Annotated in this window: 13 protein-coding genes; 9 read left to right on the top strand and 4 right to left on the bottom strand. The window is 59.1% G+C overall.

Going from position 1 to position 18,726, the window contains the following annotated elements; genetic code table 11:
* Positions 1 to 39 precede the first annotated feature (39 nt).
* The gene (locus tag J3P82_RS12175; protein ID WP_076384979.1) at positions 40 to 294 is read right to left on the bottom strand and encodes a hypothetical protein; all 255 of its coding nucleotides are present in this window, start codon (positions 292 to 294) and stop codon (positions 40 to 42) included.
* A 163-nt stretch (positions 295 to 457) separates the two neighbouring features.
* On the opposite strand from J3P82_RS12175, the gene J3P82_RS12170 reads away from it, so the two are divergent.
* Positions 458 to 775 carry a DUF883 family protein gene (locus J3P82_RS12170; RefSeq protein ID WP_186610626.1) on the top strand — a complete coding sequence of 106 codons (318 nt, stop codon included), beginning with the start codon at positions 458 to 460 and terminating at the stop codon, positions 773 to 775.
* Positions 776 to 836: 61 nt separating this feature from the next.
* Here the strand turns inward: J3P82_RS12170 and J3P82_RS12165 are convergent, their stop codons facing one another.
* On the bottom strand, positions 837 to 1,868 hold the full coding sequence (locus J3P82_RS12165; protein WP_434563370.1) for an Ldh family oxidoreductase: 1,032 nt from the start codon (positions 1,866 to 1,868) through the stop codon (positions 837 to 839).
* Between the two features lie 220 nt (positions 1,869 to 2,088).
* Between J3P82_RS12165 and J3P82_RS12160 the strand changes: the two genes are divergently transcribed.
* The gene (locus J3P82_RS12160; RefSeq protein ID WP_434563368.1) at positions 2,089 to 6,921 is read left to right on the top strand and encodes a dermonecrotic toxin domain-containing protein; all 4,833 of its coding nucleotides are present in this window, start codon (positions 2,089 to 2,091) and stop codon (positions 6,919 to 6,921) included.
* A 152-nt stretch (positions 6,922 to 7,073) separates the two neighbouring features.
* Positions 7,074 to 8,072 (top strand): FecR family protein, encoded by a 999-nt coding sequence (locus tag J3P82_RS12155; protein ID WP_434563366.1) that lies wholly within the window; start codon positions 7,074 to 7,076, stop codon positions 8,070 to 8,072.
* Positions 8,073 to 8,121: 49 nt separating this feature from the next.
* Here J3P82_RS12155 and pvdQ read toward each other — a convergent pair whose 3' ends face one another.
* Positions 8,122 to 10,470, bottom strand: coding sequence for a bifunctional acylase PvdQ (gene pvdQ, locus J3P82_RS12150; RefSeq protein ID WP_434563364.1), 2,349 nt, complete (start codon positions 10,468 to 10,470; stop codon positions 8,122 to 8,124).
* Positions 10,471 to 10,819: 349 nt separating this feature from the next.
* On the opposite strand from pvdQ, the gene J3P82_RS12145 reads away from it, so the two are divergent.
* Positions 10,820 to 11,146, top strand: coding sequence for a fe2+ zn2+ uptake regulation protein (locus J3P82_RS12145; RefSeq protein ID WP_434563801.1), 327 nt, complete (start codon positions 10,820 to 10,822; stop codon positions 11,144 to 11,146).
* 7 nt (positions 11,147 to 11,153) lie between these two features.
* Here the strand turns inward: J3P82_RS12145 and J3P82_RS12140 are convergent, their stop codons facing one another.
* Positions 11,154 to 11,342 carry a hypothetical protein gene (locus J3P82_RS12140; protein WP_186631798.1) on the bottom strand — a complete coding sequence of 63 codons (189 nt, stop codon included), beginning with the start codon at positions 11,340 to 11,342 and terminating at the stop codon, positions 11,154 to 11,156.
* A gap of 300 nt (positions 11,343 to 11,642) precedes the next feature.
* Here J3P82_RS12140 and J3P82_RS12135 point away from each other — a divergent pair, with 300 nt between their 5' ends.
* Genes J3P82_RS12135 through J3P82_RS12115 form a run of 5 tightly spaced genes read left to right on the top strand, consistent with a single transcriptional unit; the run spans position 11,643 to position 18,703 of the window.
* The gene (locus tag J3P82_RS12135; RefSeq protein ID WP_434563362.1) at positions 11,643 to 12,869 is read left to right on the top strand and encodes an MFS transporter; all 1,227 of its coding nucleotides are present in this window, start codon (positions 11,643 to 11,645) and stop codon (positions 12,867 to 12,869) included.
* A 26-nt stretch (positions 12,870 to 12,895) separates the two neighbouring features.
* Positions 12,896 to 14,023: an acyl-protein synthase gene (locus J3P82_RS12130; protein ID WP_434563360.1), complete on the top strand. Its 1,128-nt coding sequence runs from the start codon at positions 12,896 to 12,898 to the stop codon at positions 14,021 to 14,023.
* 1 nt (position 14,024) lies between these two features.
* Positions 14,025 to 16,439, top strand: a complete 2,415-nt coding sequence (locus J3P82_RS12125) for an acyl-CoA reductase (protein ID WP_434563358.1) — start codon at positions 14,025 to 14,027, stop codon at positions 16,437 to 16,439.
* Positions 16,440 to 16,487: 48 nt separating this feature from the next.
* Entirely contained in the window at positions 16,488 to 17,762 is a 1,275-nt protein-coding gene (locus tag J3P82_RS12120; protein ID WP_434563356.1) for a phenylacetate--CoA ligase family protein, read from the top strand.
* Positions 17,759 to 18,703 carry a GNAT family N-acetyltransferase gene (locus J3P82_RS12115; protein WP_434563354.1) on the top strand — a complete coding sequence of 315 codons (945 nt, stop codon included), beginning with the start codon at positions 17,759 to 17,761 and terminating at the stop codon, positions 18,701 to 18,703. Before J3P82_RS12120 ends, J3P82_RS12115 begins: the two co-directional genes overlap by 4 nt.
* The last annotated feature ends 23 nt before the right edge of the window (positions 18,704 to 18,726 follow it).

Raw genomic sequence — 18,726 nt, 5'->3', positions numbered from 1 at the left:
CGCCCCGGCGAAGCTATCGTCGCAACCTTTAAGTGAAGTTTATTTATTGGCGGCCATCAGGCGATTGACTTCACTGCGCACCATGTTGGCGTATTCCGGTGGCGACATGCCGTCCAGCTCGGCGCGCACCCACTCTGACCACTTGCCCTTGCGCTTGGAACGTTCACCGAACAGCCGGGCAGCGTCGCCCTTGGCCTTGCCCAGATTGTTCTGCCACAGCTCGAACAGTCGGGATTTTTCATCTTCCAGCGCCGCGCGCTCGGCCAAGGGCTTATCAGCGAGATTGAAGCTCATGGGGGAATTTCCTGTCGCGTAAATAGGCGCCATCTTACACCTTGCGCTGAAACGTCTTAACCATGATTTTAGATGCGCTGCCCGGACCTACCGCAGATGCTGCAACTTTTAAGCAAGCGAAGCACTCCACTGATCATTGCCATCATCTTCAAGGAGCACCTCAATGGCCCGTAAAAGCGCCGCACAATCCAACGGAGAGCAAATCAAGGATCAAGCCTTCAGCGAACTGAAAGCGCTGATCGAAGAGTCGGAGAAGCTACTCAAGAGCGGTGCATCCCTGGTTGGCGAAGATGCCGAAAACCTTCGGGGCCAAATCGCGCAGAAGCTGCAACAGGCATTGGATGCGGTCGCCAACGCCCGGGAGCGCACCCGTCCGATGGTCGATGCCACCGAGGTCTATATCGGCGGGCATCCGTGGCAGACCGTGGCGATTTCCGCGGGTTTCGGGCTGGTGGTGGGGTTACTGCTCGGACGGCGCTGAGCTCGGGTCCATGGCGAGGAAGCGCACTTCCTCGCCATACGTTCTCGTAATCCTTGAGCACTCACTGTCCCGCCAACTCCCGCAGCTGCGCCAGCGTCTGCTCATCCAGCGTAATCCCGCGCTCATTGGACTTGCTCCGCTCACGGTGGCGTCGATCCCCCGGCAATCGCCGCAATCCAACGCCATGCATCTGCCTGACCAGCTCCTGGCTGCGCTCGGCAAAACTTTGCCCGGCGGCCTTGCTCGGATCGATCACGATCAGCAACTGCCCGGTCCACGGCGTCTTCGCACCTGGATGATTGCTCCAGTCGAACTCAAACGAAAAGTTACCGCCCGTCAGGGCAGCGGCCAGCAACTCGACCATCATCGACAACGCCGAGCCCTTGTGCCCGCCAAATGGCAGGAGCGCTCCACCTTCGAGAATGGCTTTTGGATCACGGGTCGCCTGGCCGAGGCTGTCCACGCCCATGCCTGGCGGCAGCAGCTCGCCTTTGCCCGCGGCGATCTGGACATCGCCATGGGCGATGGCGCTGGTGGCCAGGTCGAAGACAATCGGCTCGCCATCGGCCCGGGGCGCGGCGAAGGCAATCGGGTTGGTGCCAAACAGAGGCCGGTCCGCGCCGTGGGGCACTACGCAGGTCATGCTGTTCACCACGCTCAGGGCTACCAGACCTTCATAGGCAAACGGTTCGACATCCGGCCACAGGGCCGCAAAGTGATGGGAATTGCGTATCGCCAGCACCGCAATCCCGGCGCTGCGGGCCTTCTCTATCAGTAGTGGACGAGCGGCAGCCAACGCCGGCTGGGCGAACCCGTTGCAGGCGTCCACCCGTAGAAACCCGGAGGCAACGTCCTCGACCACCGGTACCGCCTGACCATCGGCCCAGCCGCTCTTTAGCGTCGAGACGTAGCCGGGAATACGGAACACCCCATGACTGTGGGCTCCATCGCGCTCAGCGGCGGCGCAATTTTCGGCCAATGTGCGAGCGACCTCGGACGAGGTGCCATGACGCAGGAAAATCTGCTCCAGCAAACTCACCAGAGCATCGAAAGATAAGGTGCAAGAAGCGGCATGATCGGATGGCGCAGACATCTGAAGCTCCGGAATGATTGTTGGAGGTAGCAACAGCGTAAAGGACCCGCCGGGTGATTAAACACTGTTTCAGGCGCGCACTGCCAATCCTTCCCTGCCGCAGACCAAAGAAGCCCGGCGTGCAATAACTATGTACCACCCTCACCCATCCATCGTTGCCTAGTCTCGGCCCTTGTGTCCTATTCGCGCCGTCTTTCGGCGCCTTGATCGAGAAGCAACGATGACCACAGAAACCACGCCACTGCTATTTCCGGAGGTATTGAACGCCACTCGCCTGGACGAATTAACCGCTCCCCACGGGCTGACCCAGGCCGACCTCGACTGGCTGCACCATGTTTCCTTGCCCAGCCATACGCAACGTACGGCGCAGACGCCGCCGATGTTCGCCGAAACGATTCTGTTGCAAGCCGAGGAAAAACCGCCCATTGCACTGGCCGGCTGCTTCACCCTCAGCGCCTCGTCAAACAACAGCCTTACAATCACCTCCCCGGCTTTCCTCTATACGCCCAGTCGTGGAATCGAAAAGTTCGACAACCTGGCATCCCTCGAAGAAAAGATTGAGCAGATGCGCCAGGACACGGCGCAACACGACGATCTCTTTCGCCTCCTGCCGATCTCCCAGCGTAGCGAATTGAACAGCACCACCGACATCAGTCAAACCAGGCAAATCATCGTCGGGGATGTTTTCAACGCCCAGCTCGAATCCATCGAGAACGCGCAGAGCCTCAATGCCCGGGCCCTGGTGAACGAACTGATCCAGCTGCCCTCGCTAAGATCGATGCTTGACCAAGTATTGAACGAGGCGGCGCCAGGCCTGGACCATCGACAGATTCGAGTGGCATTCATCAAGGGGACTCACTTGGGAGATCCGAAGGCAATCCCGGTGACTGAAAGCATCCCACTGAGCGATGCAGTCCTGGACTACTTTCATAATCAGGGCTGGCCTGCCGGCCATCACATCGATCTGACTCATCCCGGGACGCCTGAATCCTCCTACACCGCGCAGCAATGGGAAGACCTCATAAGGGACACGGCCAAAACACTGATTGCGACGCTGATCAGCTCTATCGATGCATTTTGGGAGGGAACGACATCCTCTTTCTATATGTCACGACGCAAACTTCTATCTCATGTCATTCACGATGGATTATGGGCCTCCATTCTGATCGAGCGGGAGAAAAAACAACTGACGGATGAGCAGAGTCGGGAGCTGCTTCGGTTATTCCGCCCCTCCAGCCGAGACGAGCCTCTGCTGTTCATCGAAACCATTCGGCTCTGGGAATATGAACCGCACTACGTGGAGCTGGCCGGTTCCATGATGATCAGCGCCAAGGGACATTATCTTTATACGCCCCTCGAAGGCTTTCAAAAGATAAGCAACTATTCAGGTTTCAAAGACAGGCTGTACGGCCAATCCGCAAGCAGCGTAGAAAAGGAACAAATCTATAGCCTCCTGAGCCTGGAAGAGCGCAACCGCTTCTTGCGCTTTGATAACCCGCAGCTCTCGGGAAAAACACTGGACTTGCCGGTAGCCGAAACCCTGGCAAGCGCGATAATCGAAAAGCAGAAGAATAACTTCCATTACGCATTGGAAATGTCTCGCCAGGCCGATGTCGACATCCATTCGCTGATCGACAAGGCGCTGGATATACGTGCGTTCATTAACAAAAGCCTTTTGAGCCAGCCAACCGCCGGTCATTGGGGGACGCATCCCGCATTTCATGGCGACCTGCGCCCATCCAACTTCATGGCCGAGCAATTGGAAAGAAAAATCAAGAGCTATACCGATGTGGAAGACGCTTTCGACGGCCTCTTTGGTCAGTTACCGACCTCCCCCGGCGTTTCGCTGCACAACCAGCTCAGGCCGCTGCTGGCTGAACTGACCAATGTTTTTTCGTTGGGTATCCGCGCCGAGGCCGAGCTCAGGGAACTTGATTCAAGCTTGCCGTCGATTGCGAATGAGCTGATCAAAACGGTTTTTGCCTACGACTCAGACTACCCGGACCGCTCACAACGTAAAGCCGTCAGGGGCTTTCGGCCGGACGTCTATTCGTTGACGCTCGCTTGCAGTGAGGAAGGCCAAACAATGCAGTTGCCTCTCGCCAATTGTTTTTTATTAACCGAGCGTGGAGGACTCGATACTCCCTACTCAGGCATGGCAATCCTTTGGAACCCCGCCGAGGGCTTGCAGGGTTTTTCGTCCATTGAGATTGCCACCCAGAAATTGAATCAACATCTGCTCGACTCTCAAAGGCGCTTTGGCTTACTCGAAAATCTCACCGCCCCTCAACGCCCGCCCCATAGACGCTACCAGCTCCATGCGTATGAATTGATCGAAGACAACGTGCTGGTAAATCGGATGAGTTCGTTTATCAAGCACTTTGAGGCCGAATATGGCTATCTGAGCACGTTGAAAGCCGGCGATTGGAGACTGACCGGGCCGGCACTGGTCAAAAGTCTTCAGGCGCTCGTGAACAAAGGAGCGCCCACCAATCTGGAACGCGCCAAATCCATTGCCCAGGCAAATAAACGCCAGCAGAAACTACCCGCCTGGCTTGGCACGGCCCCCCTTGAAGAAAAACGCGTGCACGTAGAAGTGGTCGAGCAATATAAAAACAGCGTGTCCGATGGCAAGGATTACCTGGATGGCATCGAGCCCCTGCGAACTTATGTGCAGAAAAAAATGCAAACGCTATTGGACGCGCGCTTTCCCCGGAAAAATCTGGACCCGGAAACTATCCAGATCACGCCCAACCTGGCGATCGTGGGGCCAGCCAGTTCGTTGACCGACTTCGCCTTGCATCACGTCGATGTGACCGAGAAGGGTTTCAAGGTTTCGTCAACGTCCACGCAGCCGTTGCCCGGTGGTTTGAACGAGACGGCGGTGCGGCAAATGTTATCGTCGCTAGAGATCCCGAGCACCTATAAAAACCATGTAACCCAAGCACTTTCCGGCAGCGCTGCGGACGCTCAGTCGAGGAAACGGCGCTTTCGCCAACAGCTCCCTTGGCAATTGTTGCAGTACGCTCACGCACGGTATCTACAGCAACACCTTTCCCCGACGGCATACGACCTGTTTCGGCAAATAATGGACATGCCGGACGCCATCGCCCGCCAAGCAGTCGATGGTTTCAGCGCATACTTCCGCCCTCTGGAGCTGATCAAAACCGAAGGCGGTGCCGCGATCAAAGCGTTGGGGCTTTACCTGTTCAGTTCGACTAACGATGCAACCAGCCCTCATGTTCTGTATTCGCCCTACCATGACGGAGATCAGCTACAAGAGTTCGAGAATGAAGAGAGCATCGTCGCTGCATTCAATACGCCCGGCGCGCTCCAGGATTTGCTGATTCGCCGGCTTCCCAAGGAGCAACAAGCCACGTTTAAAAATCTCTTCGCCTCCACCCGTGGGAAACAATCGGAGATAACCCTGGGCTTCAGTCCCATCAATACAAATGTTCTGCATACGCTGTATGACGACAATGCGGCGTTACTGGCAGATATGTTGACCGCGCAAACCCAGAACCACCGTCAGTCTGATTGGGCCACAGTCCTCCAGCTGTTCAGCACCGGCGTCAGGATGCTGGGCAAACAGTTACCGGCCAAACTGTCCTTTTTGGAAACACTCTGGGAGAGCTACCAGGACTTCAAGGATTCCGCCGAAGACTTGCAGCGGCATGATTGGAAGAGCGGGCTGCACAACTTTATCGCCGGCGCCGCGGAAATGGTTTCCCTTGGTTTTTTGAATCGCAACGATACATTCGGCCTTCTTGACCCCATCGAACCCATTTCGGCGAGCACCCCGCCACCGTTGAACTGGAAGGACATCGCATGCACGGCGTCGGCCCGCACCGACCTGCAAGTCTTCGAAGCCTTGGATGTCAGTCTCTCGGATCTTCAACGAAACTTGATGCACGGAATTTACAGGGCAGTGGAAACCGGCAAGCTTTACATTCCCCTCGCCGGCAAGGTGTATCAAGTGGCAAAAGCCGGCCTGGCATGGCGAATCATTCATGACGACGGCGAAGGACCGATATTGAAGTATTCGCCTGCTGACTCGAAATGGGCGATTGATCCACAGCGCCAGACGATTCGCTTTGGTAAGGCCGGGTCGAAAATGGCCGTCACCTACAGCGACTTCAAGGCCAAGGGATCATTGAATATCGAAGCACGGGGCATGGCGGAAATACGCGGGAAATACCCTTATCGCGCAAATATGATCGTGCAAGCACTGGAGACGGCACGGTTCTATTGCTCCAACGCCCTTTATAATGTGGAACGACTGAAACGACAGGTGCTTCCAGGCTCGCGACTCGATACCTACCTGAAGGCATTTTTTGGCGTAAGCGTCGTCGACGCCAGTCTTATCCGCAAAATAGACGCAGCGATATCACCGATATGCCAGGCATTAGCCAACCCCTTATGGGCGCAGCAGAATGGAGAAAACATCGTTGTCGGCAGTCTTAAACATCTAGGGGATAGGGCAACAGCCTTTGTCCTGGAACCCGCTAGAGTCGAAAGAATTTATCTCACGCAATATTTCTTCGACATGGGACTGGATTGGTATAAGTCCGCCGTACCCAACTACTTCAATGTCGACGCGCATGGCCAGGCAGCCACCTTCATCCACGAAGTTTCCCATCAACTGCTCAATACACTCGATATCGTTTACCTGGATGCGGCGTATCCATTTCTGGACTTGATTCCGACAATGACCCATACGGGACGAAAGGAATACGAAACGCTAAAGGCCAAGCAAGAGGAAGGACTTTCATTGGCCACGCCTAAATCGAAATTGTTTACGCATTGGAATGAATCAGACAACAGGCTTACGAACATCGAGCAATTGCCTATGTATAAGGACACCGTCCGAGAAATCCTGAAGATAACCGGCGCTGAAAACATGAATGGCGCACGTGACGCGTTCCTCGACCCGACTCTGCCCGACAAGCGCATCGACGTCATGCTGCGTAACGCCGACTCGCTCACGCTTTTGATTTGTGAATTGGGACGGCGACTCGATGTGAGTCCCACCCGCAAAGTTGTGGCGTCGTGATCTGGGTTGGGATGTTGATCATTTTTTCACGCAGGGTATGCGACGGTAGGCTATGACACGAGAAAAAACGGCTCATTGTTGCTCAAACACCCTAACGGCTGTTCTCGACAGCTCATGCCGAAGGTTAGAATGCAGCGAACCAGGAAGAGCCAATGACCGAACGAACACTCTCGGAAGCCGAATACGACGCCATTACCGATGCGGCCGCCCATTGGTGTATGCGTTTGCACGCTGAAGATTGCACAGAGGCCGAGCGGCTGGCGTTCAAGCAATGGCACGACGCTGATTCCCTGCACGCTTTTGAATACGAAGCCATGTTGGAAATCTGGGGTGTCGCCGAGCATTTGCCGCGTGTCGAGGCAGCACCGGGCGCTTGCATCGGACGTCCTCGGTCGGGCTGGGTCCGGTTGGCCATCGCTGCCACGGTGCTCGCCCTGGGCCTGCCCCTGGCCGCGTTCACCGGTTGGAATCTGGGATGGCTACCCAACGCCTATCAGCGATTCGAGGCTGGCACGAGCGTGCGTCAGATCATCCTGGACGACGGCAGCCAGGTAGAACTCAACCTGGGCAGCGAGTTGGTGTTCGCCAACTACAGGGACGAGCGTCGGGTCACGCTGAAAAAAGGCGAGGCTTTTTTCGACGTAAGCCATGATACCCGGCATCCGTTCGTCGTCCGGGCAGGCCAGGGCCAGGTACGCGTGACGGGTACTCGTTTCAACGTCTGGCTGTATCAGGATCAGGTACGGGTCACGCTGCTGGAAGGTTCCGTTTGGGTGACCAGCCACAAGGCGTCCAATGCTGGCGGTTCACAGCTGTCACCCGGCATGCAGGCGAGCTACAAGGCTGGCGATTTCCAACCGCAGGTTCGCGAGGTCGGGGTCGATGACAGTTCATTGGCGTGGCGTAACGGCAAGCTGGTGCTGGATAACCTCGCCCTCTCGGACGCACTGCCTTTGATCAATCGCTATCTCGACCACCCCGTCATGCTGGCCGACAACAGCACGGGCACCTTGCGTATCGGCGGTATCTACAACCTCAACGAGGTGAAGAACCTCGTGCCTACGTTGCCTAAGGTCTTGCCGGTCTACCTGACACAGAACAAGGACGGCAACCTGGTGCTCAATGCCATCGGCCGCCCACCCCGAAACTGAAAAAGCCGCCACCCATACGGGTCGCGGCTTTCTGTTCGGCTCGGCCTGACTATTGCGTCGCCACCTTTGCTGCTCGATCAGCCTCTCGAATAATCAGCGCTTGATAATGCGGGTCGGCCTTGATCTGCTGCTCGGTGAAGGGCAGCACACTCCATTGCTGGTTCGAGAACGCCTGGGTCTGATCCGCGGAATAAGGCGATGAGGGATCACTGGAGAGCGAGAAGGCCAACACCCCCTGAGCATTGGGACCGTTGCCGTCAAACGTCACCACTTGCAGATAGCTGGTGCCGCTGACCACTTCGCGTTTACCGTTCGCGCCCGGCACGCTCTGGATCGCGTTATAGATACCCAATTCCCCAGGTCCGCCGTGAATAGGCGTGCGATGGGCACCGCTGCTGGCGACTTGTATGTCCTGCCATCGACTGTCCGCAGACAGCCCGGCCGCCTTCACCGCGCCCTCCGATGCCCGCATGGCCTGACGCAATGCCTCGGCCACCGCAGGCCGCTCGACCGCCAGGCCGCGAGGGGTATGTTGCGGATCCTTCGGGTCAAACGCGACGCGCCAGATACCAGGCACAGCCTGCAACGCCTGCATGATGTGCTGAAAATGGACGAAGCCCACGCCGCTGTCCAGGCTCGCGGTGCGATCCCAGTTCTTCAGACGAGTGCACGCCTCGGCCAACGCCGATGCATCGGCTCCTAGGTCGCCGGCGCAAAACGCCAACAGGTCGGGCATGACCTGATCGGCCAGATAGACCTGATCGTCCATGACCATGCGTTGCAGGTCATCCGCGGTCACTGGCCCGTTCATGGCCAACTGGCCCAGTCGATCCAGGGCAAATCGCGCCCGCAGGCCCAGCGGCAGGTCTTGCTGGCTGATCACCGGCGAATAGCCGGACAAGGGCTGCGAGGGGTTGGCCATCCAGGCGGAATCATTGGAGTTTTGCACGTAATCACGGCGCAACAACTGCGGGAGCTTGTTGGCCGCGTAAATGCCCTTTTGCACGGCTTCGGGGTCGATGTTCCAATCACATTCACTGCGCGAGCCATCCAGCACGATCAGCTTCTGGCCAGCCCTGGGATCGCTGCAGCGGGCAAGCTTTTGGGCGTCGACGTTGGGCACCACCGAGACGTTCATGTACAGGCTGTGACCTTGGTCGTCCACCGCCAGCGTATTGACCCACGGAATCCCTTGGATGCGCTGGACGCTGTCCTGCAGATCCTTGAGCGTGACGGCGCGATTCATCGCGTACCACTGCGCCAGTACCCGATCATTTTCCAGGTTGGCATCGCGCAAGCTGTAGGCGAACCGGTTATCCCAGTCCAGCTTGCCCGGCCATTGCACGATCGGCCCGAACCTGGAGCCATAGACCACCCGCGAAACGGGCTTGACCTGCCCATCGGCTTGCTTGATATCCACCGTGACCGTTTGCTGATTCATAGGCTCTGACTTGCCATCGAACAGGTAGCGCGTCGGGTCTTTGGGGTCCAGTTGCAGGCGGTACAGTGTGAAGTGTTTTGACGTGTCGACGGTGTGGGTCCAGGCCAGGTGCTGGCTGAAGCCGATATTGATCATCGGCAAGCCTGGGAGGGCCGCGCCCATTACGTCGAGTTTGCCAGGTATGGTCAGGTGCATCTGGTAAAAACGCATGCCACCCAACCAGGGGAAGTGCGGGTTTGCCAGCAACATGCCGCGCCCGTTGAAGGAACGTTCGCTGCCGATGGCCAGGGCATTGCTGCCGCGTTCAAGGGCAAAACGCTGCTGGCGGGCCGCCGCGACGGCGAAGCCGGACGTCGATAGGTCGGCTTGTGCGGTCGCCTTGGGTGGCTGCGCACCGGCCAAGGCCTCGGCGAACTGGCCGACGCCCCCCTCCACCAACAAGCGCCGGGTCAGCTTCACCAGATCCAGGGCAGTGATCGGGCGCACCCACTCGCCGTCGCATTGTTCAGGCAGGCCTTGGCCCTTGCGCTCAGCCAACGCGCGGTTGTAGCCGGCCACGTAGCCTTCCACCAACTGCTGGACCTCGGGCGTCTGGGCCTGCCAGAAACCGGAGACAGCCTGCGGTGTATTGAGCCAGCTGAAAAATAGGTCGCTGGCCCGGTTCTCCCGTTGCTCGACCGTGACTTGTTGCGGGCCAAAATAACGCGAGCGTTGGCCATTGACCGTCACGATTTCATTGGCCAGCAAACATAAATTGTCCTGCCCATACGCGTACCCGATGCCGTACCCCAACCCCCGCTCATCCTGGGCCCGGATATGCGGCACGCCAAAACTGGTGCGACGAATGTCGGCAGTGGCCGGCTCTGGCGCGCCTCGCGCGCTGACAACGGTGCTCAACCCCAGGGTCATCCCCAGCAAAGCACCGGCAAAGCAAACCCTCGATAACTGCCCGGACATTCCCACGTTCACTCCCGCTCGATCGCTTTCAAGAACCAGGACGGTGACCGGTACGCCCACGGCATACAAGCGGACCGCCCTGAAAATCCACACCGCATGCTTGAACGCGGATGTGCCTACCTTGAGAACGAACCGGATGAAAAAAAATTAATGGCGTGGCGACCCGATTTTACGGGGACTCGGCCCCATCCAGGCAATTTTTTCAGATCAAGGCTCTCATGATTGGTCGCTCTCGTTCGTCCTATACAGGAGAGCATTCGTGATCTTTTCTGTCAGGCTGGTAAGGAGTCTTTACATGCATAACGCGCAAGTGCCCATGGAGGGCAAGCCAGGATCGGCCCGTGTCACGATGACCGCCACCCACCGTGAGTTCCCGGGGTCGGTGGACCGAAGCGGGAACGAACAGATCAAGCGTCTGCTCAAGAGCTATGGGCTCAGGACCAGCCTGATCCGCCTCAAGGTCATCGATGCGCTGCTCAAGGCCGCCGATGACGATCGTCGCCTGGGCGTGCGAGGCATTCACAGCCACCTGCTGGGCTTGGACATTCCATTGTCCTTCCTGAGCGTGCGCGAGGTATTGAAGCGCCTGTGCAGCGAGGGCGTGGTGACACTCAATCCCGATAAAAGCTACAGCTTGCACCACAGCGCCGTGGCCTTGCTCAACCCTGGGAGGTGACCGGCGCTCAAGGCTTGACCTTGCGGCGCATCACGCCGTTGATCACGACGACAATGACCGCCACGGCGATGGCGATGTATTGAAACAGCTGCTCGCTGATCATGCCTTTGCCCTGCATCCAGGACAGCCCCAGCATGATCGCCAGGACGACGAGCACCACCAGAATCGAGTATTTCAATCGTTGCGAATGAGTCATTTGCCAGCTTCCTGAAGTATTCCGTTCTGCACCCAACCTGCTTGGCTGGCGTTTGCCTTGCCTTGCCTGTTGCATGGCGGGATGCGCGCAGGGCCATATGGTACAGCCGACCGCCGTTTTCGCGCGACTGGATTGACTTGTCCAGCACCGGCAACCCCCGCCAGCGAAGGAAACGTCCTACAGCAATAGGGCCGTTTTCTTAGAGAAATACCAGGCAAAACGCCTTCCGACGATGGTGATCACCAACGTAGTCTCGAAAAAGAAGAAAGCCTCTTCTGCCGAAACCGACGTTGGGAATCCATGCAAAATAAGTCGACTATTTCCTCCCCCATCCGCCTGGCAGGCTTCTGCCTGGCAATCGCCCTTTTCGAGTGCCTCACCTACATGGCCAGCGACCTGGTCATGCCCGCCATGCTCGAGGTGACCCAGGACCTGGACGCGCCTGCCGACCAAATCCCTTATGCGTTTAACTTGTACCTTTTGGGCGGCATCCTGCTGCCGTGGCTGATCGGCCCGTTGTCGGACCGCCATGGCCGACGCCCATTCATGCTCGCCGGTTGTGGCGGGTTTGTGGTCGCCTGCGTGGCAATCACCCAGGTCACCGACATACACGGGTTCAATGGGCTCCGTCTGATCCAAGGCATGGGGCTGGGCTTTGTGATTGCGGTCAGCTATCCGGCCATACAAGAAGTATTTTGCGAAGCTGACGCCGTGAAAGTCATGGCGTTGCTGGGCAACCTCGCCCTTCTCTCGCCGTTGCTGGGGCCGTTGGTGGGCGGACTGCTGCTGCAATGGCTGTCCTGGCGCGAGCTGTTCATGCTGCTGGCCGGCCTCGGCATGGTGAGCTGGCTCGCCTTGTGGTGGTTCATGCCGCGAAACATCCACGCTGCGGCAAAAACGCCGGACGTCGAGGCGTTAGACCTGCGTTCGCTGGTCAGGCGATATGGCGCGTTGCTGGGCCATGTCGGGTTCATGTCGGCCAGCGTCGCGCTGGGCTTGATGAGCTTGCCGCTGATTGCCTGGATCGGCCTGTCGCCGTTGCTGTTGATCCAAGGTTTGGGCCTGTCGCCGTTGTGGTACGGGGTTTGGCAGATCCCGGTTTTCTCCGCGGTAATCGTCGGCAATTTCCTGCTGAACGCCCTGGTAGAGCGGGTCGGCGTCCGCCGAGTGGTCCGCTACAGCCTCTGGCCCTTCTGTGCTGGCCTGGTCGCCTTGGTCATGGCCAGCCGATTCGATCTTTCTCTCACCGTGTTGGTTAGCGCCCTGTCGCTGTACGCCGTCGGGCTCGGTATGGGCAATGCCGCGCTGTATCGACTGGCCTTGTTCGCCAGCGACGACAGCAAGGGGCTGGTCTCGGCCATGGTCGGGATGATTTCCATCGCGGTGATGAGCGCGGCGGGCTCGCTGTTGGCCCTGCTGGGTGCCGGGGCGAGCCTGCAATCCTTTGCGTTGATGGCCGGCATCGCCGGGCTCAGCTGTCTTCTTGCGTTGCGTCTGTTCATGACGCAACCGTCCGCTCACGTTTGAACTCCCACCTCTCTGAGGAAAACCTGATGATTCATTTTCCCTACGCCGATGCGCTTTGCGCACTGCCGCAACCGTATGGCTGCGATTTGGTGCCTCCCGGGTTGTTCGATAAGGCGATGGCTGAAATCAGCCTGTTCCACTGCCATCACTCGCCCGGCTACGAAGACTGGCTCAACGCCAACGGCCTTACGGTGGGCGACTTGGAGCACCTGACCGACTGGTCGCGCCTGCCGCCTATCTATGCGAATTACTTCAAACAGCGATTGTTGCTCAGCCCCACCGCCGAAGATGCGTTGGAGCTCACGTCTTCGGGCACCAGCGGTCAGAAAAGCCGCATGCGCTACGACGAGCGCAGCATGGCGGCGGCCCAAGGGATGGTGGCAAACATCTTCAACCATTACGGCTGGGCCACGCCGAACTTACCTTGCAATTACTTGCTGTTAAGCCACGAGCCCGAAGCGACCAATCGGCTCGGTACGGCATATACCGATCAGTTCCTCTGCCGCTTCGCACCGGCCAATCGGGTCGCCTATGCCCTGAGGCGTACCGGAAAGGGCCACGAGTTCGATGTATTCGGGGTGATCGCCGCCTTGCAGTCGTTCGCCGAAGAAGGGCTGCCCGTGCGCATATTCGGTTTTCCGGCGCTGCTGTGGCATGTGCTTGAGCGCATGGATGAAACCGCCCAGCCCGACCTGAAGCTCGACCCCGCCTCGCTGGTTTTCCTGGGCGGGGGCTGGAAGAAACAGGCAGCCCAGGAAATCCCCCGCCAGCAAGTCTACGAACGCATCACCCGGCAATTGGGCATCGAGCCCCATCGCTGCCGTGATGGTTATGGCGCGGTCGAGCACGCGGTGCCCTACATCGAATGTGAACGCCATCGGTTCCACGTACCGGTCTATTCGAAAGTCTTCGTGCGCCACCCCGCGAACTTCAGCGTGCAGCCGTTCGGCGAGGCAGGGTTGCTGTCGTTCGTATCACCTTACATCTCATCCAGTCCGGCCCATGCCGTGGTGATGAGCGACCTGGCGACCCTGCATCCGGCCAACTGCGAATGCGGCCTGCCATCCCAGTGGTTCGAGCTGCACGGTCGAGCCGGCACCAGTGCCAGCCGAAGCTGCGCCATGGCCGCCGCCGAACTGATCAAGGAAAACTGATATGTACCTCGTCAATGGCCAACTGAACGCCGAGCTGCCGCTCGAAGCGATACTTGAACAACTGCAAGCGCAACTGCCCGTCCTCCTGGACAGCCCGCCCCGCAGCGAAGAGGTGCTCGATTGCGCAGAAGCGTTCGTGCGGACGCTGCAATCGAGCGACCAAAGCCCGATGCTCGACGAGGAACAGCGCCAGGCGCTGATCGCCTTCTGTGACCGCAAGCACCTGCGCCTCAAGCTTGAGCGCGAACTGGGCCTGACCCCACGCTCGCTACGGCGGATCGATTACTGCGACGGCCCCTTCGAAAGCTGGCAGCCCCTGGGACTTGTGGTGCATGTGACGCCGGGCAATTCACCCTTGCTGGGCTTCTGCGCGGTGCTGGAAGGTTTGTTGGCGGGCAACGTGAACTGGCTGCGACCCAGCACCCGTGATGGCGACCTGACGGCGCGGCTGCTGGCGGCGTACCTGAAATGTGATTCGAGTGGCCGATTGCGCGACTACGTGGCGGTATTGCCCGTGCCCTCCCAGGAAACCGGCCGCCTCTTTGCTCTGGCGCAGGGCGTCAGCGCCTGGGGCGGCGAAACGGCCCTCACAGCCTTGCGCGAGCAGCTTCCCAGTGGCTGCCGCTGGATCGATTGGGGCCATCGGATCAGCTTCGCCTATATCACGCCTCTAGCGGCAAGCCCACAGGCGCTGGATAACCTGGTGGACGAAATCTGCCGCCTCGATCAACAAGCATGCTCCAGCCCGCAATGGCTGCTGGTGGACAGTGACGATCCAGTGCAATTGCAGGCATTGGGCAACGGCCTGGCCGCCGCTTTCGAGCGACGGACCGGACGCTGGCCTGCCCTGGAAACCACCGCAGCCGAAGCGTGTGAAATTACCACCCGGACGGCGCTGGCGCGTTTGGATTACAGTTTCGCCGGCCAAACCGGCCAGGTCTGGGCGGGTAACGGTTGGCGTGTTCTTTGGGAGCATCACCGTGAACTGCAGCCATCGCCGCTGTTTCGAACTTTGTTGTTGCGACCCGTGTCTGAAGGAACGCTCGCGCAAACCCTTCTGCCATGGCGCAATGTGCTGCAGAGCTGCGCGCTCATCTGCGAACCGGAACGAGCACCTGCACTGGCGCGCCGCCTGGTGACCGCCGGTGTTACTCGGGTGACCTCCACCGCGCAGGTCCAACAGGGTTATGACGGCGAGCCTCACGATGGCGTCTATGCATTGCAGAGATTGAGTCGCCGGGTATCGGTCGGCCTTGAAGCCGACGTCGCCAGTCACCGCGTCACGCTGGATGCTCCCCCAGCCGCGTTGTCGCTTTGTCCCTTGACACCGATCCTGGACAAGAGCGCATTCATGGCGCTGCCTGCGGCCACTCAAGCGCAACTATTCTTCCGCTCCGGCGGCAGCAGCGGTGCACCTGTGCTCTCCCCTTACAGTCACCGGGATTTCGACCGCCACATGCGCGCCGCCGCCGACGGACTGCGCGCGGCGGGCCTGGATCCTGCGCAGGATCGGGTCATCAATCTTTTCTACGGCGGCAGCCTGTACGGCGGTTTTCTCAGTTTCTCGAAAATTCTCGAACAGATGAATGTGGTGCACTACCCCATGAGCGCGCCAGCGGATGACAACTTCGACGAGATTGCAAAGCTGATTGTTGACCACGGTATCAACACGGCGGTTGGCATGCCGAGTACCTTGCATCGTCTGTTCTCCAGCCAGCAGCCGACGCTGCAAGGCTACGGTGGTCTGCGCAAAGTCATGTTGGGCGGCGAACACCTTGGGCAAGAAAGCCGACAGTTATTCCAGGCGTGTGGCGTCACGCGCATTTGCTCGGCTATCTACGGCACCGTCGACGCCGGGCCCCTCGGTCACGCCTGCATCGCCGGCGACTACGGGGTGTTCCATCTCATGGACGATATTCAATCCTTGGAAATCGTCCACCCGGACGATGACGTGCCGGTAGGCTTCGGGGAAACCGGACGCCTGCTGTTCACCTCCCGCGAACGCCAGGCGCGCGCCCTCCAGCGGTATGAAGTCGGCGACCTCGGACGCTGGCTAACCGGCCCGTGCGCGTGTGGCCTGGAGTCGCCGAGATTCGAGCTGCGCGAGCGCCACGGGCGCCTGGTGCGCATCGCTACGGAGTTCGTCAATACCCAGGAACTGGCCGAACGGGCGCAAGCGGCCATTCAAGTCATCCTCGACCATGAGAGCGACGGTTGTGAACGCTTGCTGATTCGCACCAACGGCGACGCCGAAACGGTTCGACGCAAAGTGCTGGAGCTTGCACCGCTGCGCATACCTGTAGACGCCGCGCTGCTGGTCCTGAACGTCCAGAGTTGTCCGATAGAGCACTTCGAACGCAATAAACACAGCGGCAAAGTCCCGCTGGTAATTGACCGCAGGATCTGCGGCCAGTGAGCCCATCCGTTATCGATAAGCAGACCTTCAAGCCTTGAGAGAATCCTGATGAGCGCTTCATTATCTTACGAGCAGTGGCTCAACCACATCCGCACGCATTCAGCCTTCTTCAACACGCAGTTAAGCCATTTGCCCTCCCAGGGATGCGCCTTCGAACAACTGCCAGTTGTTGATGTAAATGAATACTGGAAAGGCAGCCATGACCTGGATAACTGGCGAGTACTGACCGACAAAGTCAGCGATGCGCTGGTCTTCAAAACCGGCGGCACGACCAGCCAAGGCAAGTTTTCGGTATACACCCACGCTGAATGGCAATTAATGCTCGACTGCTTCGGTCGCAGCCTGTCCGCCCAATTGGACGCTGGAGATCGAATCGCCAACCTGTTTTTTTCTGGCGACCTGTACGCCAGTTTCCTGTTCATTCATGGCGCGCTCTGCAGCGTGGACGTACCCATCACCGAGTTCCCCTTCACCGGATCGGTGGAACTCGACGTGTTGGCCGAGGCCATCGCCGGGCACCGCATCAATGTGCTGGTGGGCGTGCCTGCGCACTTGTTGGCATTTGCCAGCCATGTCAACGGACAAGGCCGATCGCTGCCAGAAATCACCACCATCCTGTTTGGCGGCGAGAACCTGTTCGAAAGCCAGATGCCAACCTTGAAGCGGGCGTTTCCCCGCGCTCGCTTTGCGTCGATCGGATACGCCAGTGTGGATGCCGGCCTGGTCGGTGCCAGCACAGCCGATTGCGGTTTGGGGGAGCATCGCGTGTTCGACGAACAGACACGGGTAGAGATCATCGACGACCTGAGCGGTGAGGTCATCGAGGCCTGCGGTCAAACCGGTAACCTGGTGGTGACCAACCTTGCCCGGACCCTGATGCCTATTGTCAGATACCCGGTAGGAGATCGGGCCAGTTGGTGCGAGCCTGCCGGCACGCCACGGCGCAAGTTCGCCCTTCAAGGGCGCAGCGCACAGAGCCGTCGTGTCCGGGTGGGTGTGTTGTCGCTGTTCCCCGAAGAAATCAACGACATCGTCCGACGCATGGGCGGCGATCTTCAATGGCAATTGATTATCGAGCACGTCCAGGATAATGATCGCGTGCTCCTCAAGTGGCTGCCCGATGCACAGGCGAACGCTGGCCAAACGCGCTCGCGAGAACTGAAAGACGCCTTGATCGAGCAATATCCTGGCCTCGATAAAATCCGCGTGGATATCCAGACCTGCAGTGCGCAGGAGCTCGAACGCCATCCCCGTTCCGGCAAGCACCTGTCGATCATCGATCGTCGGGTCTACGGTACGCCGACAGAAAGGAACGGCGGATGAGCCGGGTGGTCATCAGGCCTTTCAGCGCTACGGACAGTGCCGGTACCTGCGAGCTGTTCCGTCGAGTGTACGGCGATCACTACGTCTCGCCGGACGTCTACATGCCGCAGATGATCAGCCAGCACAATCTCCAGGGCCGGTGGCAATCCTTGGTCGCGGTGATTGGCGATCACGTGGTCGGTCATGCCGCACTGTGTCGCCAGCAGCCTGCGAGCCAGGACGCCGAGCTGGCGTTGGTGGCGGTCGATCCTAATTTGCAGGGCGCGCAGATTGCCACGCGGCTGGGAGAGCAACTCCTGAACCGTCGTCAGGCGCTCGGGCTCGCCAGGTTATCGATCAAACAAGTCACCAGCCATCGTTACAGCCAACGGCTGGCACAACGGCTCGGCTTTCATGACACCGGCTTGTTGCCCGATTTCGTGCCCTCTCCGTTCGCCACGGGCCGGGCCGAAACCATCGTCATTGGCTGTCAGGTCAGCGGCGGCAACGATCGGCCATTGCCGCATCTTCAATGGCCTGCTCAATACCAATGGCTGATGGATCCACTGGCGTCGCAATTCGGAACCACCCTCGACGAGACTCCGACGGCGATACAACCGCTGCGGGTAAGCCATTTGCCTGGACGAATCGACATCGTGGCCGAGCGCATGGACGCCTGCCTCGTCGGGCAACTGCGACATTTGCCAGCCCATTGGCCGCTTTCGGTACGGCTCGGCCTCGGTCGGCACTTTTGCACTGACTACCGCCTGCTGATGGCCGCCGGGTTCTTCTTCACCGGAATAATGCCCAACGAAAGCACGCAACGCTGGCAGGCGCTGTTTCACCGTATCGCCCAGGTGCGCAGGCTCACGCTGGCCTCAGCGCCGATGCAACGGCTACACGATGAATTGCAGGCGCATGCTCAAGCCTGGAAAAACACCCAGGCCAGCTCGGCCGCCTGATATCCCCCTGACATGCGCTCAAG

Origin of the sequence: Pseudomonas sp. Z4-20, from assembly GCF_051131955.1 — a bacterium.
GTDB classification, from domain to species: domain Bacteria; phylum Pseudomonadota; class Gammaproteobacteria; order Pseudomonadales; family Pseudomonadaceae; genus Aquipseudomonas; species Aquipseudomonas marvdashtae.
Note: the sequence above shows the minus strand (reverse complement) of the source record. Positions and strands in the feature narration are given on the sequence as shown.